Source organism: Roseibium sp., assembly GCF_050301095.1.
Taxonomy (GTDB): Bacteria; Pseudomonadota; Alphaproteobacteria; order Rhizobiales; family Stappiaceae; genus Roseibium.
Genome location: NZ_JBNKYW010000287.1, coordinates 17,115 through 38,110, shown reverse-complemented (window position 1 = coordinate 38,110; position 20,996 = coordinate 17,115). Strand labels below are relative to the sequence as shown.

Sequence of the window (20,996 nt, the reverse complement as noted above, 5' to 3'; positions counted from 1 at the left end):
TGCTGTCGTGGGAGTGATCCTGAACCTCTCCCTCTGGTTCGCCCTGCAGGTGATGTTCGCATCGGTCGCACGTCTGCCCATGGGGCCGGCCCAACCCTGGATTCCGGACCTTGCGACCGTTGACTGGCGGGTGCCTGTCCTTTCGGCCGTTGCGGGGGTCCTGCTCTTGCGGTTCGGCATGGGGATTGTGTTCGCGCTTGCCGGAACCGCGCTCTGCGGGCTTCTGCTCGAGTATCTTCTTTGATGAACGAACCCGGAACTGCCGTTGCCGGAGACTAATATTAAATATTTGTAAAATTGACGATTAGGCATTTAGTAAAAACAAGAATTACCTAGCGTAAATCTTGTCACAAATGCCAATTCGGTCTGATTCTATGTCGTTGTTTCAGTCTTTGTTTGCAATTTCAGCCCATACTTGTGGCTGAAAAATTCTTCAATGAACGGGTCAGGCACGGAATGACGATCAACGCAGCCCAGAGTACTTTGGCTGAGCAGCCTCAGGAGCCTGTGGAGCCGTCAGATATCCAGCAACCGCGGAAGGGAGAGAAACCGGCTCTTTCCCTGGCGGGACTTCAGTTCTTCATTGCGGACATCAGCAAGAAGACCATTCTCTGGCACGAGATCGGCTCGCAAAGCTTCAACAGCGAAGTCAAGGACCTGCAGGAAGCGCCATCCGCCGAGGCCCTGCGCCTGCTGTCGCCGGAAGACCGGAAAACCATTCTCCTTCTCGTCCAGGGCGCCATTCGTGAGGGAAAAGCCGGGCCGTTCGACGTCGGCGGCGGGGCCGACCATCGCATTCCGGGCATCCCGATCGTCGCCTACCGCTACGACCTGCCGGACGGGCGCATCATCGCGATCTGCTTTCCCTCCATCGGCGAGGAAAACGCAAATCCGGGCCGGGTCGCACTTGGCCTGGCGCCGATCCTCCAGCATTTCGTTGCCTCTTCAAACCGGGTGGTGCTGCTGGTCGACACATTCGGTTATGTGCGGTTTGCGAGCGAAGGTTTTGTCAAGAGCTTCCAGATCGAGGACGCACGCCTGATCCTCGGACGCAACATTGCACACATCCAGAAGCGGGTCGGCCGCACGATCGTGTCACTCGCCCTGACCGCACTGACCCGAAGAGCGAGTGCGACAGGACGGGGCAAGTTTCTGCTTGCCAGCAACGACAGTCTCGAACTGAACTACGACGCCATGTATTTCCGCATCGGCAGTACCGTCGGCGGGGTTCTGTTCTCTGCCGGACACTCCGGAGGCGATGTCGATTTTTCCAGGGTATTCGAGGTTTGCAGCTCGCCCATTCTCGTGGTGAACACCAAATCCCGCATGATCATCGCGGCGAACAGTGCCGCCATGAAGACCTATCAGCTGACGCCGGATCTGATCAGCACCCAGCCGATCACCGAAACCTTGCTGCATTCCAACAGCTATACGTCCCTGCTGGAAGCGGCCAACCAGAAATCCGAGGTGCCGGTCTCCATATCGGTGAACATCGTGAACGGTCAGACCAAGAAAAAGCGCTTCAAGTGCTCGTTGCTGGACGGCGACCAGAAGGAACCGAAACTGGTTCTGGAGACGCGCAGCTAATCCGGTGAATTGCAAACGAGGGCTCGTCCGAACCTTCACAAGACGGCGGTGACCCCTGTCTGCGCCTGGTTGCCGTGCTTCCTTTCGTCTTGCACGCCGCTGCCTGCCGGATCCATGCCGCGGTATTCCAGCGCCCACAGGAAAATCCGGCCGAGTATATCGGCAAGCCCGCGCCCCTTCTCCGACAACCCGTAGCGGACCCGGCGCCGGGCATCGTCGAGTTCCGTCCGGATGACAAGGCCGATCTCCTCCAGATGCCGCAATTCCTCCGTCAGCACCTTTCGGCTGATCGGCGGCAGGCTGCGTTGCAGCTCCAGGAAATGGTGGTCGCGGATCGTCAGGCAATGCAGGATCCTCGGAGTGTGCTTGCCGCCGATGCTCTTCAGCGTATCGGCTACGGGACAGTCGTCCGTTTCGGGAAGGGACCAGAGTTTCAATGCTGCATCGGTCATGGGATCTGCTGCCGGAGGTTACCTGAAGGTGCCTAATTGAACGCAGCTCCGCGCCCGGTTAGGTCAGCTTGAACCTAGCATTTCAGACGGAGCGGCTGCAATCATGGCACGGCCAGACATCATCACGATCCCGATCCTTCCCCTTGGCATGGTGAACGCCTTTCTGCTGATCGTTCCTGGCGGTGCGGTTCTCATCGACGCGGGACTGCCCGGCTCGGAAAGGAAAATCCGGAGGGCACTCGCCGGGGCCGGGCTGACCTCTGCCGATCTCAAGCTGATCGTCGTCACCCATGGCCACATCGATCACGCGGGCGATGCAAGGGCACTGCGAGACCTTTCAGGGGCGCCCATACTGATGCATGAGGCCGACATCGCCTACTGCCAGGGGGAGCAACCGCTGCTTCGCCCGACCGGAGCTTTCGGGCGAATTTTCAAGATGACCGGCGCGATCGAGGCGCCTTTCCCCCATTTCACTCCGGACATCGTCCTGTCCGGCTCAGAGGAACGCAGCCTGACCGAATTCGGCGTCAAGGGACGGGTTCTGCCGACATCCGGGCATACCCCGGGGTCGATCTCCCTGCTGATGGATGACGGCACGGTCTTCGCGGGCGACCTTGCCGCTTCCGGTATCCTGCTCGGAGGAATTGCCCTGAGGAACCGGCCCAGGCAACCGCCCTTCGAGGAGGACCCCGCGGAAGTGGCCGCATCGCTCAGAATGCTGCTTGAGCGTGGTGCCCGCCGCTTCTACCTCGGCCATGGCGGGCCACTGGGTGCTGCCGCCATTCAAAGGCACGTCGCCCGCCTGGAGCGGCCGAGCGCAATGCAAGGGTCTACACGCCTGAAATCCGCCGTATCGGAGGCTGATTAGGGCTTGTCTTCCAGAGCGCGCGGATCTAGGGTCCGCGCGCTGTTATTCCCGTTTCCCCCTGGAGGACATTATGGGCTTTCTTGCTGACGCATTGGCGCGTGTACAACCTTCTGCGACCATCGCTGTCACCAACAAGGCGCGCGAGCTCAAAGCCGCAGGCCGCGATGTGATCGGTCTCGGTGCTGGCGAGCCGGATTTCGATACCCCGGACAACATCAAGGCGGCCGCCATCAAGGCGATCAACGAAGGCAAGACCAAATACACCGCCGTCGACGGTATTCCGGAGCTGAAGGCGGCGATCGTCGAGAAGTTCAAGCGGGAAAACGGGCTTAACTACGAAACCAATCAGATCACTGTCGGCACCGGCGGCAAGCAGGTGCTCTACAATGCACTCATCGCGACGCTGAACCCGGGCGATGAGGTCATCATCCCGACGCCGTACTGGGTGAGCTATCCGGACATGGTGCTGCTGGCCGGTGGCGAGCCGGTGATCGTGGAAGCCGACAAATCCACGTTCAAGATCACGCCGGAAGCCCTGGACGCGGCCATTACCTCCCGCACCAAGTGGCTGATCTTCAACTCTCCGTCCAACCCCTCCGGCGCGGCCTATACGGAAGACGAGCTGAAGGCGCTGACGGCGGTTCTGATGAAACACCCGCATGTCTGGATCCTGACCGATGACATGTACGAGCACCTGGTCTATGACGACTTCAAGTTCACCACACCGGCCCAGGTCGAGCCGGCGCTTTACGAGCGCACGCTGACGGTGAACGGTGTCTCCAAGGCCTATGCCATGACCGGCTGGCGGATTGGTTATGCCGGTGGCCCGGCAGATCTGATCAAGGCGATGGCGAAGGTCCAGTCCCAGTCGACGTCCAACCCCTGCTCCATTGCGCAGTGGGCAGCTGTCGAGGCGTTGAACGGAACCCAGGATTTCATTCCGAAGAACAATGAAGTCTTCAAGGGGCGCCGCGACCTGGTGGTTTCCATGCTCAACCAGGCCAAGGGCATCTCCTGCCCGGTTCCGGAAGGCGCGTTCTACGTCTTCCCGTCCTGCGCCGGCACCATCGGCAAGACGGCTCCGTCCGGCAAGGTCATCGAGAACGATGCCGATTTCGTCACCGAGCTTCTGGAAACCGAAGGCGTTGCCGTGGTCCATGGTTCCGCGTTCGGCCTCGGCCCGAACTTCCGCATCTCCTATGCGACCTCGACCGAAGCCCTGGAAGAAGCCTGCACCCGCATCCAGCGCTTCTGCGGCAACCTGAAATAAGGTTTCCGAACATTCGAAGACACAAGGGCGGCTTCGGCCGCCCTTTTTCATGGGGCCAAAGGACTTCGTTCTCAGTGCCGTCCCGGCCAGGCGATGCGCGAGCCGGGACCTGAGTGTTGCAGGGGTTGGAAGTTTTCTTGTCTTCGGTTTTGGATCCATGGATCCCGGATCCTCGCTACGCTGCGTCCGGGAAGGCGTCCACTGGCGGCTTGCTCTCCGTTGGCCGTCAGCGGTGCGTCAGGATCGAGGTCTCTTCAAAATAGGGAAGGGAAGGGGTCAGCCCCCGGTAGCGCCGGATGTCCAGACCGGCTGTTGTAATCGCTTCGGAATAGCGGGCGCGACCGGAGTTGTCGAAGATGATGATGCCGCCGGGAGCAAGTTTGCCTATGGCGTGCTCTAGACAGCCGACACGGGCACGGCCATCGATTACGATAAGGTCGAAAAGTCCCTCCTGTCTGAGGATTTCGGTCGCATAGGTCTCGAAGGATTGATCTGCGAAGCCCGGTTTTCCGGAATTATATCGCGAATTTGTATTTCCACCGGCTTGAAGGGCTTCAACGAGTTGGAGCTGCGTCGACGCCTTACAGGCCAGGCCGGCCAGACGGCTGCTTACCAGCGCGTGCCAGTCTCTGTCATGTTCCACACTGATGACTGCTGCTGCCCTGCGCGCAAGCCAGACAGTGCTGGCGCCGGAGCCGAACTCGAACACCCGTGCATCGGGATGGGCCGCCAAAAAGGCGTCTGCCACGTCGATTGCGCCATACGTCCACCAGGGAACATCGAGTTCAATCAGGCCGTCGATATCGCGGATCGCGAAAAGGCTTTTCAGCCAGTGGGCCCACCTGTGTCCGGAGGCCGCCGCATCCAGCAGTTTCAACAGGCCGAGCCGTCCTGCGAAGGCACGAGCACACCGCAGGACTCTTACATAGAGCCGTTTGACGACTGTTTCCAAATGAAAGGTCATCCGCCGATCCTTGGCGGGCTGCAGATGCGGGCGGCATCTTCTCGCGAAAAGTTCTTCTTCCCGGTGAAGAACTCACACTGTTCGTCGCTCCACACCGGCGTGTACCGGGTGCCGGTCTGATAGGTTATGAACCCCGTTGCCATGCTCCAGGTCAGAAAGAGGCCGAAGACCAGGCACGCTCCGGCGGCCCATTTCGGAGCGAAACTGCCGGGATTGCCGGCCACTTTTTTTGTGAACGCAAAAAGTCCCAAAAGTACCAGCAGGCTGAGGAGTGGCCACATGTCCGTCTTGTATCTCAGTGCAACCGTTCCGTAGGAGAGTGTGACAAGCGTAGTTGCCAATCCGCCAGCCAGCGGGATCGCCATCCGGAACCAGAACTTCCTTTGCGCGGTGACAGCGTAAACGGCAAACATCAGCCAGAGTGGCCACAGCCAGACCATGCCCACGAAGGGTTTCGCGGAGCGGATGAAGCCCAGGTCAGGGGCAAGGATCCGTTGGGCGATCTCTCGCAGCCGGTCGCGGGGCGCTTTCAGATCGAGACGGGTCTCCGGCAGGTCGAACATGTGAATCGTGAAGTTGTAGGGAATGCGCCTGGCGTTGAACCTGCCGTGTTCCGTGAAGGCGGATGCGCGCGCGCTGTTTTCCTTCTCGACACCCCAGAACACATAACCGTATTGCATGTTGCTCTTCAGGAAACTGCCATGGGTATGGGTTGGCGAGCCGAAGCGTGCGGTGTTCAGGGTCAGATATCCGATGCCGCTGAGACCCAGAATGAGGAGAGCCAAGCCGATGCGCAGCCAGTGTGTCCTGAGCGAAGTTTTGGCCAGCAGCAGGAGGACGAGTACGGTGGCGAGATAGAGCCCGATGGCGACGTTCGGACGGCCATGAAGAGCGATGGCGGCAATCAGCGCCGAGGGGATTGCCGTCCTCCAGACTGGCCAGTCGCCGAATACGGCTTGCGCCCACACCAGCACGAAGACACCGGTTGCCGCGTAGGTCAGGACGACGGGCTCGTGGTAAATCGCAGTGCTGGCTGTCAGATAAATTCCGGGACTGCAAAACCAGGTTGCGAGGCTGAGGTAGCGGCTCAGTCTGACACCGCGCTCGCCAAGCTGTTCAAGGTGAGGGGCGGCAACCGTCACGAACGCCAGATTGTAACAAAACGACCCAATGCAGGCCCAGATCCAGACGGACAGGGGGGCTAGCGAGAAGCTTTCGAAGGGCCAGGCCCAGCCGAAAACGAACCGTGTGATGAGGGGAGCAAGGCCGTGATAGATGTAGGCAACGCCGTCGGGTGAGTAATGGCCCTCAAGCTGGGCGACGCGTGCGGGCAGATCCAGGTGCCCGTCCAGAATGGCATGAAAATACTCGTCGTAAATATTCTGTCCGAATGGATATGCCCATTCCCGCAAGACCCCGCTGGCCAGTACGGCATAGGTCAAGATGCCAAGGACAATCAGGTCGAGTGATCTCGTAATTGTAACCGAACGGCTGCAACCTGTGCCCGATATGGCTTGTGTCATGAGACTACCCCTCTGCCTTATTGATCGGTTTCCCGGTCACGCGCGGAGGATTTCATTTCAAGTTGTCTGACCCTCTCCAGAACCGACTCCGTCAGGCGTCGGTTTGTCGAAAGGGAGTCGCTCAGGAAGGCAATGACGACGGTGATATATCCGGCAAGAAGAAACATGCTGCCAAGCACCAGGGACTGGATGTGTCCTTCGCCATCACCGGTCGCGTAGTAAAAAAGGAATCTCAGGACAGGCAGAAGCCCGATTGCAATCATCACAAGACCGGCCGAGAGAAATGCGCTCAACGGCCGGTACATGAAATAGCTTCTGAGAATGGTTACGATCTGCTTGCGAAGAAAACCGGATGTCGACCCGGTTAGCCGCGAGGGGCGAGTGGTCGGATTGGTCATTACGGGAACGGAGACAACCGTCAGATCCCTTTGGCCGGCGTGGATGAGCGACTCGGTGGTGTAGCTGAACCGCGTCATGACGTTGATCGTGTAGGCGGCATTGCGTGAATAGGCGCGGAAACCTGAAACGGCATCGTTCACGTCGACGCGCGCCAGATTGCCGACGATACGCGTTCCTATTTTCTGAAGTTGCCGCTTGAGCCAGGAAAAGTCGGAATTGTCTCCCGGATTCCGGTCTCCAACGACGATGTCCGCCCGCTGCTCTAGAATGGGGCGGACGAGATCCGGGATGGAGGAACCGGAGTACTGGTTGTCTCCATCCGTATTGACAATAATATCCGCTCCGCGCGCGAGGGCGGCTTCGATGCCTGCCTGAAAGCTGCTGGCAAGCCCCTTGTTGCGGTTGTTCGAAATGACGTGATCGGCACCGTGTTCCCTTGCGATGGCAGCGGTTCTGTCGCTGGACCCGTCATCTATGACGAGAATTTCAACGGCATCCACCCCGGGAAAACTCCGGGGGATCCCCGCGATGACCAAAGGCAGGGTTGTTTCCTCGTTGAAACAGGGAATTTGAACTATCAGCTTCATGAGAGATAACGGTGAAACCTTCAGGTAGATCCCGGGAAATAATGTAGTTTATGAGTATTAGAGCACGTCTTGGAAGTTTTGGGTCATTTGATGACCGAAAGCAGGTCGCTTGGGAAGGCGCGCCGCGCAACCCGATGCACCCGCAAAGGCATTGCAACGACGCCGGGGCAAGATCATCTCGCCCGTGATAGCCTGTGGCGCAAGGGTGCCCGGCCTGTCGAGCGCGCGGAAAATCTGCCCGCCATTTTCGTAGCGCCTCTCGTCAGATACACAGCATCGCGCTTCGGGACACGCCTCGACGGTGAACAGGTTTTCCGACATCGAATGATCCGATATGAACGGAACATACCCTGGGTATGACGGTCGCAGGTCCCCAAGATCATTTGCCCTGGCAGGCCTCGTTGCCACCGGGGCAGTCGCTCGGCGTCGTCTCGGGTTCCATGATCTGGCGATTGATCTGATCGGTCCGGTTCAGCCGGTTGCTGCTGTCGGCCCGCTGCCGTGTCGAGAACTCTGATTGCTGGCGGCCAAGGTTCTGGTTGAGCTGCTGTTGGGCGGAGGGCAGGCGCGGGGTGCCCGACTGGGGCAGTCCGCGTAGCTCGGCAGCCTGGGCAAAGGAGGGGCCCGGGGAGGCCGCCGGGACGAGAAGCGCCGTGGTGGCAACCATCGTGAGGAGACGCAAACACCGGCGCCGCTTCGCATTTCGCATACGCCCTTCCTTTCCTGACCGCTTCAGACAAACCGGTTTATCCGTCTGCGCAACCACAAGAATAGCTGACAACCGTGGCAGGACATAGCGATGATCCTCCCGCAAATGCTGCGCTGCCGCGTAACTTTCCCTTGCCTTCCGGCCTTGATCGGCGCGACGATGGCTGACCGCCCTGGTCGACGGGTTGCGGAACAGGGGGGCTTTCGTGTGCAAGCGCTAGGCCCAGCAGCCTTCGATCCCATTCGGGCGAGACGCGGCAGGCACGCGTCCTTCTTCGCTGGCCTTGCCGCGCTGTTCAAGAGGACATCCTCGAACACACGGGAGGTTCAATATGGCAATCACGACAAACGGGAAGGGATCTGCTGCGGGCGGTACTCCGCGCTGCATCGCCTTAGTCGGTCCGTTCGGCAGCGGCAAGACCAGCCTGCTTGAGGCACTGCTGGCACGAACGGACAAGATCGCCCGGCAGGGCACAGTCGGGGACGGCAACACGGTGGGCGATGCTTCGCCGGAGGCCCGGGCGCACGGCATGAGCGTCGAACTCAACATTGCCGATACGGAATATCTGGGGGACCGGTTTGTTTTTGTCGATTGCCCGGGATCGGTTGAATTTTTAAGCGAAATGGATGGGGCTCTCAGCGGTGTCGACATGGCCGTTGTGGTCGCGGAGGATGACGAGCGTAAGGTACCCGCCTTGCAGCTCATCCTGAAGACGCTCGAAGCCCGCGCCATTCCGCGGGTTTTGTTTTTGAACAAGATCGACAAGAGCACCCGCCGGGTGCGCGATGTGCTGAACGTTCTCCAGCCGGCATCCGCCGTGCCGCTGGTCCTGCGGCAAATTCCCATCTGGGAAGGCAGTCAGGCCACCGGATTTATCGATCTGGCCCTTGAGCGCGCGCATGTCTATCACGAGAAGGAAGAAAGCACCCAGATCGACATGTCCGACGAGGACCTGAAGCGGGAGCACGAAGCCCGGTTCACAATGCTGGAGCATCTCGCGGACCATGACGACGATCTCATGGAAGCGCTGCTGGAAGACATAGCCCCGGACCGGGACCGGGTCTTTGCAGATCTGGTCAATGAGATGCAGGACGGGCTGATCTGCCCGGTCTTCTTCGGCTCGGCCGACCATGGCAACGGCGTCGGCAAGCTGCTCAAGGCCTTGCGGCACGAGGTACCGGGTGTCGACCTGCTCAGCCGCCGGAACCTCGGCAACGGTAGCCGCCAGGTCCTGCAGGTGATCAAGACCCTGCACACGCAGCATGGTGGCAAATTGTCCATCGCCCGTGTCCTGGACGGGCAGGTTTCCGATGGTGACAGCCTGTTCGTCAACGGTGGCGAGGAGGTCAAGGTCTCGGGCCTGTTCACCGTATTCGGGCAGCAGGCGACGAAGATAGCGACCGCGGGCAAGGGCGATCTGGTTGCGCTCGGGCGGCTGGATGAGGTCCAGACCGGCGATCTGCTCGGTTTTGAAGGCGGCGAGATCTCAAGTCTCTATGAAGCCGAAAAACGGCCGCCGGTGCTGGCAACGGCCATTGCCGCGGCCCAGAGGAAGGACGAAGTCCGCCTTTCGACGGCATTGGCGAAACTGGTCGAGGAGGACCGCTCCCTGACCGTCAGCCAGAACCAGACCACGGCGGAAACGCTGCTGGCCGGGCAGGGGGAAATGCACCTGCGCGTTGCCCAGGAACGGCTTTCCGGGAAATACGGACTGGATGTTGCTGCACACACGGCGCATGTGCCCTACGCGGAAACCATCCGTTCCGGCACAAAGGTCCGCGGGCGCCACAAGAAACAGTCGGGAGGGCACGGCCAGTTCGGCGATGTGGTGCTGGAAATCGCTCCGCTCCCGCGCGGCGAGGGTATCCAGTTCTCCGATACGATCACCGGCGGTGTCGTTCCGAAGCAATATATTCCCTCCGTCAGGGACGGCGTGCTCGACGCCTTGCGCAACGGACCTCTCGGCTTCCCGGTGGTGGATATTTCCATCTGCCTGAAAGACGGCTCCTACCACTCGGTCGACAGTTCCGACCAGGCCTTCAAGATGGCGGGCATCATGGCAATCCGGGAAGGCCTGCCGGACTGCAAGCCGGTGCTGCTGGAACCGGTTCACAAGGTGACCGTCGCCTGTCCGAGTGATGCGACCGCCAAGGTCAACGCCATCGTCTCGGCCCGGCGCGGCCAGTTGCTCGGCTTCGATGCGCGGCCGGACTGGCCCGGCTGGGACGAGGTGCAGGCATTGATGCCCGAAGCGGAAATCAGCGACCTGATCATCGAGTTGCGTTCGGCAACGGCAGGGGTCGCCAGCTACACCTCCGAGTTCGACCACATGGCCGAACTTTCCGGCAAGGCGGCCGAACTCGCCCTGCAACGCTCGGGCAAGCAGCAGGCAGCCTGACAGCCCTGTCCGGAATGAGAGATGAGGGGCCTTCGAGGCCCCTCTTTTCATGGCGCGTCACCGGCTCCTGCTCTTCGATCACGAGTTTCATGTACCCGGTCACCAGGGCGTTATTTGCCATTGAATTGCGTTTCCGGTTTTCTCGTCTGCAAACGGGAGATCGACCATGAACATATTGAAGAGGCGAAGTTGGGAACTGGCGGAGCGCGAGGCGACGCCGGAACACGTCTTCATGAACCGCCGGCAGATCCTGGCAGGCCTTGCCGGCAGCGGTGTACTTCTGGGCAGCGGTCTTGGCACACGCCCGGCTTATGCCGAAGAGGATCCGAGCGCCGGACTTTATCCGGTGCCGCGCAACGAGGCCTACAAGCTGGACCGTGAGTTGACCGGGGAAGAAATCGCCTCCAAGTACAACAATTTCTACGAATTCGGCTCGCACAAGCAGATCTGGCCGGCCGCCCAGAAACTTGCAATCCGGCCCTGGACGGTGACGCTCGACGGTATGATCGACAACCCGCAGACGATCGGGATCGACGATCTTCTGGCCAAGATGCAGCTTGAGGAACGGCTTTACCGCCACCGCTGTGTGGAGGCCTGGTCGATGTCCGTGCCGTGGTCGGGCTTTCCTCTGGCCGATCTGGTCCGTCTTGCCGGACCCAAGACCGGGGTGAAATACCTGCGTTTTGAAACCTTCCATGACCCGTCTGTCGCCAGCGGTCAGAAGCAGAGCTGGTATCCCTGGCCCTATATCGAAGGCCTGACGCTGGAAGAGGCCACCAACGAGCTGGCGTTCATCGCAACAGGTGTCTACGGCAAGCCGCTTCCCAGGCAGTTCGGTGCGCCGATCCGGTTGGCGACCCCGTGGAAATACGGCTTCAAGTCGATCAAGTCGATCGTGAAGATCACATTCACCGACCAGCGGCCGGTCAGCTTCTGGGAAGAGATCCAGCCTCAGGAATATGGCTTCTGGGCCAATGTGAACCCGAAAGTGCCGCACCGGCGCTGGCCACAGTCTTCTGAAGCGGTGCTTGGTACGGATGAACGGCGCGATACCTTGCTGTTCAACGGTTACGAAGAACAGGTTGCCGGTCTTTATAAAGATATGAACGGCGAGGCCCTGTTCATGTAGCAACCGCACTGGGCAGATCAAGCAATATCGCGACGCACAATAGTTTAGGCAAAAAAAATGCCGGGTCTTGAGGACCCGGCAGTTTGAATTGATTCACTGAAAACAGTGGAATCACCTTCCAGAGGGGAACAGCTGGTCAGGACATCACTGGGAGGAGGACGTGACGTCCCGGTGACCAACAGTGATGCTTATATGCAGTGCACAAGCTGCATAAACAAGAGGCAGGGGCGCAGATCAGCTATGCAAAAAATGCAGGTCTTTGCGCGACAAATGTGCATTTGATAATTAGTTGTTTTATTACAAGGTGTTAATTGGAAACGTCGTGCCGAAATGCGCTGTGGAGATTAATTTAATCGGATAAGAAAAATAGGTATTCCCTCAAAAAAAGGGGCGGCCGGGCTGATAAACCGGCTTCTCCCCTGCCCAATAGCGCTGCAATTGGTGTCTCGCAATGCATTGCCCAGCCTGAATTGGGTGCGACTCAGGCAGTTCCTGCCCGCAGGGCACGATCAAACGCAGTTCAAGAGCTGGTATGACGCCCGCTCAGAAGATCCAGGTCTGCGCGTTGGCCAGCAAAAACTCGCGGAAGGCGGTGACGCGAGCCGTGTTTCTGAGTTCGGAAGGGTAGACGAAATAGGTGTCGAAAGACGGCACCTTGTCCTCCAGATCCATCATAACGGGCACGATGTTGGAGGCCTTGTCGATGATATAGTCCGGCAGCATGGCAATGCCGACGCCGGTCTGCACGGCGCGCTTGAGGGCAACAAGGTTGTTGGCCTTCAGGACCGAGCGGCGCGGGTTGGTTTCCGTGCGTCCGGCAGTTTCCAGCCAGTTCATGGACCGCAGGTAGGCCGGAGCCTGTTCCCCGAACGCGATGATGCGATGATGGTCGAGGTCCTCGATCGAAGTGGGCGTGCCGAAGCGCTGCAGGTATTCCGGTGCGGCAAAGACGTGAAAATGCACGGTGAACAGCTTGCGCTGGATCAGATCCGGTTGCGTCGGTTGCCGCAGACGGATGGCGACATCCGCCTCGCGCATGCCAAGGTCCAGCTCGTCGTCATCGAAGATCAGATGCAAGTCCACATCCGGATAGAGATCGATGAAGTTCTTGATACGGGCCGTGAGCCAGGTCGAGCCGAGGCCGACGGTGGTCGTGACTTTCAGGATGCCGGAAGGCTTTTCCTTGCTGTCGGTCAGGCTGGATTGCACGGCCTCCAGCTTCATCAGCACATCACTGGCCGTGCGGTAGAGAAGCTCACCCTGCTCCGTCAGAAGCAGGCCGCGCGCATGCCGGTGGAACAGGGTCACACCCAGATCCTGTTCCAGCGAGCTGACCTGCCGGCTGACGGCAGACTGACTCATGTGCAGGCTGTCGCCCGCATGCGTGAAACTGCCAGCCTGAGCGGCTGCATGAAAGATGCGTAACTTGTCCCAGTCCATGCATGCCCCCTGCGCAGGCCGGTCAGGCAGCGTTATTCAGCTGCCTGCCGTGTGGAATCGGCTTCATGTTCAGCCAGAAATTTTTCCGCTTCAAGGGCAGCCATACAGCCCATGCCGGCCGCTGTGACCGCCTGCCGGTAGATGTCGTCTGTCACGTCGCCGGCGGCAAAGACGCCCGGAACGGAAGTCCGGGTCGAATCCGGCGCGGTTTCAAGGTAACCGTTGGCCTTGAGCGCAAGCTGATCCTTGAAGAGTTCCACGGACGGAGCATGCCCGATCGCGATGAACACTCCATCGGTGGAAATGTCCTGCAAATCGCCGGTCTTGGTGTTCTTCAGCCGCACGCCGGTCACTGCCTTCGGTTCGCCGCCACCCAGGATCTCGTCGACCTGGCTGTCCCAGATGACGTCGATCTTCGGGTTCTGGAAAAGGCGGTCCTGCAGGATCTTCTCGGCCCGGAGGCTGTCGCGGCGGTGAACCAGGGTCACCTTGCTGGCAAGGTTGGCAAGGTAGAGCGCTTCCTCGACCGCGGTGTTGCCGCCGCCGACGACGACGACTTCCTTGTTGCGGTAGAAGAAACCGTCGCAGGTGGCGCAAGCCGAAACCCCGGCCCCCATGAGGTCCTGTTCCGACGGCAGGCCGAGCCAGCGTGCCTGGGCTCCGGTCGCGATCACGAGCGCATCAGCGGTGAAGACCGTGCCGCTGTCGGCTTCCAGGCGGAACGGGCGCTGCGACAGATCCGCCTTGACGATGGTGTCATAGACAATCTTCGTGCCGACGTTCTCGGCCTGCTTCTGCATCTGTTCCATCAGCCAGGGGCCCATGATGGGATCGGCGAAGCCCGGATAGTTTTCGACGTCGGTGGTAATGGTCAGCTGACCGCCCGGCTGAATTCCGGACACCAGCGTCGGCTCGATCATCGCACGGGCAGCATAAATCGCCGCAGTGTAACCGGCAGGTCCGGAGCCGATGATCAAAAGCTTGCTGTGTTCCGTGCTCATGAAGCGCACCCTATCCTGTTTACGTGTCACGTCCGTGGCGAAGACGGCTCCTCATGCCGTGCCCGCCGGGCCCTTTGTTTCTTGCTGCCTCAAGGCCGCATAGTCGGTCAAGATCCGTTCTGCGATCAGGGGCGTGGCATCTATCGGCTCGTAGGTAGTGGTTTTCAGCGGACCTGGAAAGGGGTGAATGACGCCCATGCCCTGCAAAGTCCCCAAAAACCGGGTGATCTTGTCGTGACCGCCACTGGGATGGAACACGTGAACGGGTTTTCCGGTCACTGTTGCCTCGCCGATCATGTTCGTCGAATCCGCCGTCGCGACAATCGCATCGGCCTTTGCGAGATAAAGGCCGAGCGGATTTGGCGCTTCGCCGGTCCAGTAGAGATGCCCGCCCGCCTTGGCAAGGCTCGCCAGACCATACGCCAGTCCCGCAGGCGTTCGGCGGGACGACGTAATCATGAGACTGGCGCCGTCCTCTTCGCCAAGCCGGCGCAGTCCGGCCAGCAGCCGTGTCTGATCGTCCTCGGAAAATGTGTGGTGACGGCTGTCGCCGCCGATCAGGACGGCGACCCGGGGAGGCGCCAGCTTGTCGATTTCGGGCGCGGACCGTTCCCTGAGTTGACAGAGCCGGGTCACCGGGAAGCGGTGTGGCGATGTCGGGGTCACGAGAACATTGCGCCCGCGCAGCCTGTCGTGTTCGGGAACCCAGATCAGGTCGGCGGCATCAGGTCCGGTCCTGGGGTCCTTCAGAAACACCGTGAAGGTTCTGCCTTGGGACAGCCGCTTGATCCGGCGCAGGTAAGCCGCTGCCCGCCGGCCGGACGCAATGGCGATGTCGGGATAGGGCGGGGCGATCGGGCTGTCGGGCCGGCCCTCGCGTTCGCGCGGGTCCGTCGGACCAAATGGGAGCCACCAGGAAAAGGGAGGTTTCGGTGCGACCGTGCGTGTCTCGTAGGGACAATTCAAAGCCTCTGCGACACCGACGCATTGGGCCAGATCTCCCGCTTTTCCGTCTGTTAGCACCCAAATGCTGGAAGGGGCGGCGGACGAGGAGGTCTCCGGCGGTCTGTGCATGTGAGGAGGCGATGCCCTGTCGTAATCTTTCGAAATCGTGCGCAAATTTGTTATAGTCTTGCACAAATGCGCAAAAAATCATAATTCGGCACCAACCGACACGTTAGCGGGATTTTACGATCCTGCAAGCCGCCGAACCCGGTTCGGCGTCACCTACCCACATGATGAACCCCGAAATTTGAGCCCTGGGGTGACGTTCAAAGGAGACAGGCTTGAAAGCGCGCCTTGATGCCATTGACTGGCAGATCCTGAAGGAATTGCAGGACGACGGCCGGATGACCAATGTCGAACTGGCCCGCCGGGTCGGCATTTCCGCGCCTCCTTGCCTGCGCCGCGTTCGTGCGCTTGAGGAAGCCGGCCTCATCCAGGGGTACAGGACCCTGCTGGATGAAAAACAGCTCGGTTACGATGTGACCGCCTTTGCCATGGTCGGCCTGCACAGCCAGACGGAAGCCGATCTGATTGCCTTCGAGGAGACCGTGCAGAAATGGCCGCTTGTGCGGGAGAGCTACATGCTTTCCGGCGAAGTCGATTTCCTGCTGAAATGTGTTTCGCCGGATCTTCAGGCCTTCCAGAATTTCGTGATCCGGGAGCTGACTGCCGCACCGAATGTGGACAGTGTACGTACCGCCTTGACCATTCGCCGTACGAAGGACGAACCTGTCGTCCCGATTGATTGAATTTGGAACTGCCTGTCATGGCTGTAAAGAGAATTGTCCCGAACATCGCTCCGCTGGACCGGGACAAGGCGCAGCGCTTTTACGGCGATGTCCTTGGCATGGATCTTGGAATGGATCACGGCTGGATTGCGACCTATGTGGGCGCGGGGCAGGCGGTTGCGCAGATCAGCATTGCACAGGAAGGCGGTTCCGGGACCTGTGTTCCCGATCTTTCCATAGAGGTCGACAACCTGGACGAAGTGCTTTCAAGGGCACAGGCATCAGGCTTTGCGATCGAATACGGCCCGGCCGACGAACCATGGGGCGTGCGCCGGTTTTATGTACGCGACCCTTTCGACCGCCTTGTCAATATTCTGCAGCATCATTGACGGGCAAACGCCTCAGCGTTCCAGCCGCGCCAGTTTTCTCTTCATCCGCTTGATCAGGACGATATCCCTGAGCGCGACGGCAACAAGCGTGAAGGCGATGGACAGGACCAGGATAGTGGTCAGTACGGCGATGGGCAGCGGTTGGTGATAGTGATACTGGTCCAGGGCCTGGTCTAGCGGATGCATGCCGGAATACATGCGGCTGCGGATCATCTCGCGAAACGTGCCGAAACCGACCGTGCCGTGTTTGAAAAACCTGAGCCCGAAGACGAGCGCGAATACCACCACCGCCAGGGCGAGCAGATATCCGAAAACGCGCAGCGCGAAGACGACCGCACGCTCATGGCGGAGTTTTACGATGCGTCTGAATATCTGCCGTTCGCGTGGCTCGAGACCGGAATAGAGAACCCAGCGAAAAATCCACAAGGGAACCGCTGCAACCAGCAGCCACACCGCAATCACGCTAAAAACCATTGTTTGCCCTCCGACACTTTGTCCGGACACATAATCGTGGCCAGCTTAGCGGTTCACCGCCGGGCGTCAAAGGGCAAAACGATGTGCTGGTACGGCCTGATTGATCAGATGTATTTGACTTCGACGATCTCATAGGAGCGGGCCCCCCCGGGGGCGGTCACTTCCACGCTGTCGCCGACGGACTTGCCGATCAGGGCACGCGCAATGGGGGAGGAAATGGAGACCTTGCTCTGCTTCACGTCGGACTCAACGTCGCCGACGATCATGTATTTCTTTTCCTCTTCCGTGTCCTCGTCGATCAAAAGGACGGTCGCGCCGAACTTGACGACGTCGCCGTCCAGTTTGGTCACGTCGATGACTTCGGCGCGGGAAAGCTTGTCTTCCAGTTCCGCAATACGGCCCTCGTTCAGGCTCTGGGCCTCTTTCGCAGCATGGTATTCGGCATTTTCCGACAGATCGCCATGTGCGCGCGCTTCGGCAATTGCCTCGACAATGCGCGGACGCTCAACCGCGGTACGTTCCTTCAGTTCATCCTGAAGCATTTTGTAACCGGCAGAGGTCATCGGAACTTTTTCCATTGGTCTCAGACCTTCAGCTTATTGGGTCCCCCGTTTCGGGAACCGCGCTTTAACAAAAACAAACCAAGCCGGGAAAGACATGCTTTCCCGGCCGGCCACGATCATATTAGCCTCAGCCGAAGTAGGATTGTAAAGGTCTTACTTCCAGGCTTCCCGCTTTATGAGCGGCGATGCCTTTGGCTGCAGCCACCGAACCGGCAAGGGTCGTGTAATACGGCACCTTGTTCAGAAGAGCTGCCCGGCGCATCGACCGGCTGTCGGCAATGGCCTGCGCGCCTTCGGTCGTGTTGAAGACGAGCTGGACTTCACCGTTCTTGATAGCATCGACGATATGCGGGCGGCCTTCAAGCACCTTGTTTATCTTCTTCACCGCAATGCCGTTTTCCTCAAGGAACTTCTGCGTACCGCCCGTGGCGATGATCGAAAAGCCGGCGGCTTCCATGCTGCGAACGGCTTCCACCACGCCGGCCTTGTCCTCATCGCGCATGGAGACGAAGACGGTTCCCTGGGAGGGCACGCCCGTGCCGCTGCCGAGCTGCGACTTGGCAAAGGCGGTGCCGAAGGCCGTGTCCAGACCCATGACCTCGCCGGTGGAGCGCATTTCCGGCCCGAGAATCGTGTCAACGCCGGGGAAACGCGCGAACGGGAACACGGCTTCCTTGACGGCGATATGGTCGAGTTTTTTCTCGCTCAGGCCGAAGGAGGCCAGGCTTTCGCCCGCCATGATCCGGCTGGCGATCTTGGCGACCGGCGCCCCGATGGTCTTGGCGACGAAGGGCACGGTCCGCGACGCGCGCGGGTTCACTTCCAGAACGTAGATCTCGCCATTCTTGATGGCGAACTGCACGTTCATCAGGCCGCCGACTTCCAGGCCGAGGGCCAGGGCGGTGGTCTGGCGCTTGAGTTCGGCGATCATGTCCTCGCTCAGAGAGAAGGGCGGCAGGGAACAGGCACTGTCGCCGGAATGAATGCCGGCTTCCTCGATGTGTTCCATGATGCCGCAGACGAAGACGTCCTTGCCGTCGCACAAGGCATCCACATCGACTTCGATCGCACCGTCCAGGTAACGGTCGAACAGCAGCGGATTGGTGCCCAGTACCGTGTTGATCTGGCCGGTCTTGTCGTTCGGGTATTTCGCCCGTACTTCCGCCGGAACAAGTTCCGGCAGCGTGCCGAGCAGATAGGAGTTGAGGGCTTCCTCGTCGCGGATGATCTGCATGGCGCGGCCGCCCAGAACGTAGGACGGGCGTACCACCAGCGGCAGGCCGAGCTGGCCGGCGATCAGACGGCCCTGTTCGACGGAATAGGCAATGCCGTTTTCCGGCTGTTTCAGGTCCAGCTTGACCAGCAGCTTCTGGAAACGGTCCCGGTCTTCGGCCAGGTCGATCATGTCCGGCGAGGTGCCGAGGATCGGCACATGCGCCTTGACGAGCGTCTGGGCGAGCTTCAGCGGGGTCTGGCCGCCGAACTGGACGATCACGCCATGCAACGTGCCGTTTTCCTGCTCCTTGCGGATGATTTCCAGAACATCTTCCGGGGTCAGCGGCTCGAAATAGAGCCGGTCCGACGTGTCGTAGTCGGTGGAAACGGTTTCCGGGTTGCAGTTGACCATGATGGTCTCGTAGCCCGCGTCTTCCAGGGCAAAGGCGGCGTGACAGCAGCAGTAGTCGAACTCGATGCCCTGACCGATCCGGTTCGGGCCGCCGCCCAGAATGGCGACCTTTTTCCTGTCGGAGGGCGCGGCCTCGCAGGCAGGCTTGCCCATGAAGGGAGCTTCATATGTCGAGTACATGTAAGCGGTCGGCGAGGCGAACTCGGCGGCGCAGGTGTCGATGCGCTTGTAGACCGGGTGAACGTCCAGTTCGCCGCGCAGCCTGACCACGTCGTCGGCGTCAATGCCGGCAAGGCTGGCGAGGCGCGCGTCGGAAAAGCCCATGGACTTCAGCTTGCGCAGGTTCACCGCGTCCTGCGGAAGACCGGCGTTACGCACCTTGGCTTCCATCGCCAGGATGTCGGCGATCTGCTCCAGGAACCAGGTGTTGATGCCGCTGGCCTCGTGGATTTCCTCGATGCTCATGCCAAGGCGCATGGCCTGTGCGACATTCAGGAGCCGCGTCGGCGTCGCTGTCGAGACGGCGGCCCGCAGGGCATTCTTGTCGTCGCCCTGGTCCAGGCCTGGAATTTCGGTCTCGTCAAAGCCGTTCAGCCCGGTTTCGAGGCCGCGCAGCGCCTTCTGCAGGCTTTCGTTGAACGTGCGGCCAATGGCCATGACTTCACCGACGGACTTCATCGCGGTGGTGAGGTAGGCTTCCGACCCCGGGAATTTCTCGAATGCGAAGCGCGGGATCTTGGTGACGACGTAATCGATGGTCGGTTCGAAGGACGCCGGGGTGGCTCCGCCCGTGATGTCGTTTTCCAACTCGTCGAGCGTGTAGCCGACGGCGAGCTTGGCGGCGATCTTGGCAATCGGGAAACCGGTTGCCTTGGACGCAAGCGCCGAGGAACGCGACACGCGCGGGTTCATTTCGATGACCACCAGACGGCCGTTTTCCGGATTGACGGCAAACTGGACGTTGGAGCCGCCGGTTTCGACGCCGATCTCGCGCAGCACCGCGATCGAGGCGTCGCGCATGATCTGGTATTCCTTGTCGGTCAGCGTCAGGGCCGGCGCGACGGTAATGGAATCGCCCGTGTGCACGCCCATCGGATCGACGTTTTCGATGGAGCAGATGATGATGCAGTTGTCCGCCTTGTCGCGGACCACTTCCATCTCATATTCCTTCCACCCGAGCAGGCTCTCGTCGATCAGCACCTGGCCGACCGGGGAGGCATCGATGCCGGAGCGGACAATTGTCTCGTATTCTTCCCGGTTATAGGCAACGCCGCCGCCGGTGCCGCCAAGCGTGAAGGCCGGCCGGATGATGGCCGGAAGGCCGATCTCGTCAAGGGCACGCATGGCTTCCAGGTAGCCGGCGTTGCGGTCGTAACCGGTGATACGCCCGTTCTCATCGTGAATGGCGGGAGAAGAGGCGATGGAGGCACGGGGGTTTTCGAGACCGATGGTGTCCATGGCGGCGCGGAACTTTTCCCGGTCCTCTGCCTTCTCGATCACCTCTGCGCGGGCGCCGATCATCTCGACGCCGAATTTTTCCAGAACGCCCATCTGCTCCAGTTCGAGCGCGCAGTTCAGCGCGGTCTGGCCGCCCATGGTCGGCAGCAGCGCGTCCGGCCGTTCCTTCTCGATGATCTTGGCCACCAGCTCCGGAGTGATCGGCTCGATGTAGGTGGCATCGGCGAGATCCGGATCGGTCATGATCGTCGCGGGGTTCGAGTTCACCAGGATGATGCGATACCCTTCCTCGCGCAGTGCCTTGCAGGCCTGGGTGCCTGAATAGTCGAACTCACAGGCCTGACCGATAACGATCGGACCGGCACCAATGATCAGGATGGAAGAGATATCTGTGCGTTTGGGCATCTCGGCTCGCAGCTCGCAGC

19 protein-coding genes and 1 pseudogene are annotated in these 20,996 nt (G+C 60.2%); 8 read left to right on the top strand and 12 right to left on the bottom strand.

Annotated elements, in window-relative coordinates; translation table 11 throughout:
* A pseudogene (locus tag ACQY7U_RS25185) lies at window positions 1-244 on the top strand (chromate transporter); the annotation flags it as partial.
* Between the two features lie 212 nt (window positions 245-456).
* The gene (locus ACQY7U_RS25180) at window positions 457-1,587 is read left to right on the top strand and encodes a hypothetical protein (protein WP_428651026.1); all 1,131 of its coding nucleotides are present in this window, start codon (window positions 457-459) and stop codon (window positions 1,585-1,587) included.
* Window positions 1,588-1,622: 35 nt separating this feature from the next.
* Here the strand turns inward: ACQY7U_RS25180 and ACQY7U_RS25175 are convergent, their stop codons facing one another.
* The gene (locus tag ACQY7U_RS25175) at window positions 1,623-2,039 is read right to left on the bottom strand and encodes a winged helix-turn-helix transcriptional regulator (RefSeq protein ID WP_428651024.1); all 417 of its coding nucleotides are present in this window, start codon (window positions 2,037-2,039) and stop codon (window positions 1,623-1,625) included.
* A 103-nt stretch (window positions 2,040-2,142) separates the two neighbouring features.
* Here ACQY7U_RS25175 and ACQY7U_RS25170 point away from each other — a divergent pair, with 103 nt between their 5' ends.
* The gene (locus ACQY7U_RS25170) at window positions 2,143-2,907 is read left to right on the top strand and encodes an MBL fold metallo-hydrolase (protein WP_428651021.1); all 765 of its coding nucleotides are present in this window, start codon (window positions 2,143-2,145) and stop codon (window positions 2,905-2,907) included.
* Window positions 2,908-2,977: 70 nt separating this feature from the next.
* Complete coding sequence (locus ACQY7U_RS25165) at window positions 2,978-4,177, top strand: pyridoxal phosphate-dependent aminotransferase (protein WP_428651019.1); 1,200 nt, start codon at window positions 2,978-2,980, stop codon at window positions 4,175-4,177.
* A gap of 226 nt (window positions 4,178-4,403) precedes the next feature.
* Here ACQY7U_RS25165 and ACQY7U_RS25160 read toward each other — a convergent pair whose 3' ends face one another.
* Genes ACQY7U_RS25160 through ACQY7U_RS25140 form a run of 5 tightly spaced genes read right to left on the bottom strand, consistent with a single transcriptional unit; the run spans window position 4,404 to window position 8,359 of the window.
* On the bottom strand, window positions 4,404-5,141 hold the full coding sequence (locus tag ACQY7U_RS25160) for a class I SAM-dependent methyltransferase (RefSeq protein WP_428651016.1): 738 nt from the start codon (window positions 5,139-5,141) through the stop codon (window positions 4,404-4,406).
* The gene (locus ACQY7U_RS25155) at window positions 5,138-6,664 is read right to left on the bottom strand and encodes a hypothetical protein (protein ID WP_428651013.1); all 1,527 of its coding nucleotides are present in this window, start codon (window positions 6,662-6,664) and stop codon (window positions 5,138-5,140) included. The genes ACQY7U_RS25160 and ACQY7U_RS25155 overlap by 4 nt, the downstream gene beginning before the upstream one ends.
* Window positions 6,665-6,681: 17 nt before the next feature.
* On the bottom strand, window positions 6,682-7,650 hold the full coding sequence (locus tag ACQY7U_RS25150) for a glycosyltransferase family 2 protein (RefSeq protein ID WP_428651010.1): 969 nt from the start codon (window positions 7,648-7,650) through the stop codon (window positions 6,682-6,684).
* 57 nt (window positions 7,651-7,707) lie between these two features.
* On the bottom strand, window positions 7,708-7,971 hold the full coding sequence (locus ACQY7U_RS25145) for a hypothetical protein (protein WP_428651007.1): 264 nt from the start codon (window positions 7,969-7,971) through the stop codon (window positions 7,708-7,710).
* A 58-nt stretch (window positions 7,972-8,029) separates the two neighbouring features.
* Complete coding sequence (locus ACQY7U_RS25140) at window positions 8,030-8,359, bottom strand: hypothetical protein (protein WP_428651005.1); 330 nt, start codon at window positions 8,357-8,359, stop codon at window positions 8,030-8,032.
* A gap of 331 nt (window positions 8,360-8,690) precedes the next feature.
* Here ACQY7U_RS25140 and ACQY7U_RS25135 point away from each other — a divergent pair, with 331 nt between their 5' ends.
* Both ACQY7U_RS25135 and msrP read left to right on the top strand, forming a co-directional pair.
* Window positions 8,691-10,757, top strand: a complete 2,067-nt coding sequence (locus ACQY7U_RS25135) for an elongation factor G (protein ID WP_428651002.1) — start codon at window positions 8,691-8,693, stop codon at window positions 10,755-10,757.
* 166 nt (window positions 10,758-10,923) lie between these two features.
* Window positions 10,924-11,886, top strand: coding sequence for a protein-methionine-sulfoxide reductase catalytic subunit MsrP (msrP, locus tag ACQY7U_RS25130; protein WP_428650999.1), 963 nt, complete (start codon window positions 10,924-10,926; stop codon window positions 11,884-11,886).
* Window positions 11,887-12,429: 543 nt separating this feature from the next.
* On the opposite strand, the gene ACQY7U_RS25125 is transcribed toward msrP, so the two are convergent.
* Genes ACQY7U_RS25125 through ACQY7U_RS25115 form a run of 3 tightly spaced genes read right to left on the bottom strand, consistent with a single transcriptional unit; the run spans window position 12,430 to window position 15,401 of the window.
* Complete coding sequence (locus tag ACQY7U_RS25125; protein ID WP_428650996.1) at window positions 12,430-13,326, bottom strand: LysR family transcriptional regulator; 897 nt, start codon at window positions 13,324-13,326, stop codon at window positions 12,430-12,432.
* 32 nt (window positions 13,327-13,358) lie between these two features.
* Window positions 13,359-14,327: a thioredoxin-disulfide reductase gene (gene trxB, locus ACQY7U_RS25120; RefSeq protein ID WP_428650993.1), complete on the bottom strand. Its 969-nt coding sequence runs from the start codon at window positions 14,325-14,327 to the stop codon at window positions 13,359-13,361.
* 51 nt (window positions 14,328-14,378) lie between these two features.
* Complete coding sequence (locus tag ACQY7U_RS25115; protein ID WP_428650990.1) at window positions 14,379-15,401, bottom strand: mitochondrial fission ELM1 family protein; 1,023 nt, start codon at window positions 15,399-15,401, stop codon at window positions 14,379-14,381.
* 212 nt (window positions 15,402-15,613) lie between these two features.
* On the opposite strand from ACQY7U_RS25115, the gene ACQY7U_RS25110 reads away from it, so the two are divergent.
* Together ACQY7U_RS25110 and ACQY7U_RS25105 are read left to right on the top strand one after the other, a co-directional pair.
* Entirely contained in the window at window positions 15,614-16,081 is a 468-nt protein-coding gene (locus tag ACQY7U_RS25110; RefSeq protein ID WP_428650987.1) for an Lrp/AsnC family transcriptional regulator, read from the top strand.
* A 17-nt stretch (window positions 16,082-16,098) separates the two neighbouring features.
* Window positions 16,099-16,449: a VOC family protein gene (locus tag ACQY7U_RS25105; protein ID WP_428650984.1), complete on the top strand. Its 351-nt coding sequence runs from the start codon at window positions 16,099-16,101 to the stop codon at window positions 16,447-16,449.
* A gap of 12 nt (window positions 16,450-16,461) precedes the next feature.
* Here the strand turns inward: ACQY7U_RS25105 and ACQY7U_RS25100 are convergent, their stop codons facing one another.
* The 3 genes from ACQY7U_RS25100 to carB form a co-directional block, all read right to left on the bottom strand.
* The gene (locus ACQY7U_RS25100) at window positions 16,462-16,923 is read right to left on the bottom strand and encodes a hypothetical protein (RefSeq protein WP_428650981.1); all 462 of its coding nucleotides are present in this window, start codon (window positions 16,921-16,923) and stop codon (window positions 16,462-16,464) included.
* 104 nt (window positions 16,924-17,027) lie between these two features.
* Window positions 17,028-17,501 carry a transcription elongation factor GreA gene (gene greA, locus ACQY7U_RS25095; protein WP_428650979.1) on the bottom strand — a complete coding sequence of 158 codons (474 nt, stop codon included), beginning with the start codon at window positions 17,499-17,501 and terminating at the stop codon, window positions 17,028-17,030.
* 112 nt (window positions 17,502-17,613) lie between these two features.
* A complete protein-coding gene (gene carB, locus ACQY7U_RS25090) occupies window positions 17,614-20,976 on the bottom strand; it encodes a carbamoyl-phosphate synthase large subunit (RefSeq protein ID WP_428650976.1) in 3,363 nt (1,120 codons plus the stop codon).
* Window positions 20,977-20,996: the final 20 nt, after the last annotated feature.

Bases quoted from the DNA above. Each gene is read 5' to 3' on its own strand.
- greA (WP_428650979.1), bottom strand. From the start codon at position 17,501: ATGGAAAAAGTTCCGATGACCTCTGCCGGTTACAAAATGCTTCAGGAT.
- ACQY7U_RS25145 (WP_428651007.1), bottom strand. From the start codon at position 7,971: ATGTCGGAAAACCTGTTCACCGTCGAGGCGTGTCCCGAAGCGCGATGC.
- ACQY7U_RS25160 (WP_428651016.1), bottom strand. From the start codon at position 5,141: ATGACCTTTCATTTGGAAACAGTCGTCAAACGGCTCTATGTAAGAGTC.
- msrP (WP_428650999.1), top strand. From the start codon at position 10,924: ATGAACATATTGAAGAGGCGAAGTTGGGAACTGGCGGAGCGCGAGGCG.
- ACQY7U_RS25155 (WP_428651013.1), bottom strand. From the start codon at position 6,664: ATGACACAAGCCATATCGGGCACAGGTTGCAGCCGTTCGGTTACAATT.
- ACQY7U_RS25115 (WP_428650990.1), bottom strand. From the start codon at position 15,401: ATGCACAGACCGCCGGAGACCTCCTCGTCCGCCGCCCCTTCCAGCATT.
- ACQY7U_RS25165 (WP_428651019.1), top strand. From the start codon at position 2,978: ATGGGCTTTCTTGCTGACGCATTGGCGCGTGTACAACCTTCTGCGACC.
- ACQY7U_RS25180 (WP_428651026.1), top strand. From the start codon at position 457: ATGACGATCAACGCAGCCCAGAGTACTTTGGCTGAGCAGCCTCAGGAG.
- ACQY7U_RS25150 (WP_428651010.1), bottom strand. From the start codon at position 7,650: ATGAAGCTGATAGTTCAAATTCCCTGTTTCAACGAGGAAACAACCCTG.
- ACQY7U_RS25140 (WP_428651005.1), bottom strand. From the start codon at position 8,359: ATGCGAAATGCGAAGCGGCGCCGGTGTTTGCGTCTCCTCACGATGGTT.
- trxB (WP_428650993.1), bottom strand. From the start codon at position 14,327: ATGAGCACGGAACACAGCAAGCTTTTGATCATCGGCTCCGGACCTGCC.
- ACQY7U_RS25170 (WP_428651021.1), top strand. From the start codon at position 2,143: ATGGCACGGCCAGACATCATCACGATCCCGATCCTTCCCCTTGGCATG.
- ACQY7U_RS25135 (WP_428651002.1), top strand. From the start codon at position 8,691: ATGGCAATCACGACAAACGGGAAGGGATCTGCTGCGGGCGGTACTCCG.
- ACQY7U_RS25100 (WP_428650981.1), bottom strand. From the start codon at position 16,923: ATGGTTTTTAGCGTGATTGCGGTGTGGCTGCTGGTTGCAGCGGTTCCC.
- ACQY7U_RS25105 (WP_428650984.1), top strand. From the start codon at position 16,099: ATGGCTGTAAAGAGAATTGTCCCGAACATCGCTCCGCTGGACCGGGAC.
- carB (WP_428650976.1), bottom strand. From the start codon at position 20,976: ATGCCCAAACGCACAGATATCTCTTCCATCCTGATCATTGGTGCCGGT.
- ACQY7U_RS25125 (WP_428650996.1), bottom strand. From the start codon at position 13,326: ATGGACTGGGACAAGTTACGCATCTTTCATGCAGCCGCTCAGGCTGGC.
- ACQY7U_RS25175 (WP_428651024.1), bottom strand. From the start codon at position 2,039: ATGACCGATGCAGCATTGAAACTCTGGTCCCTTCCCGAAACGGACGAC.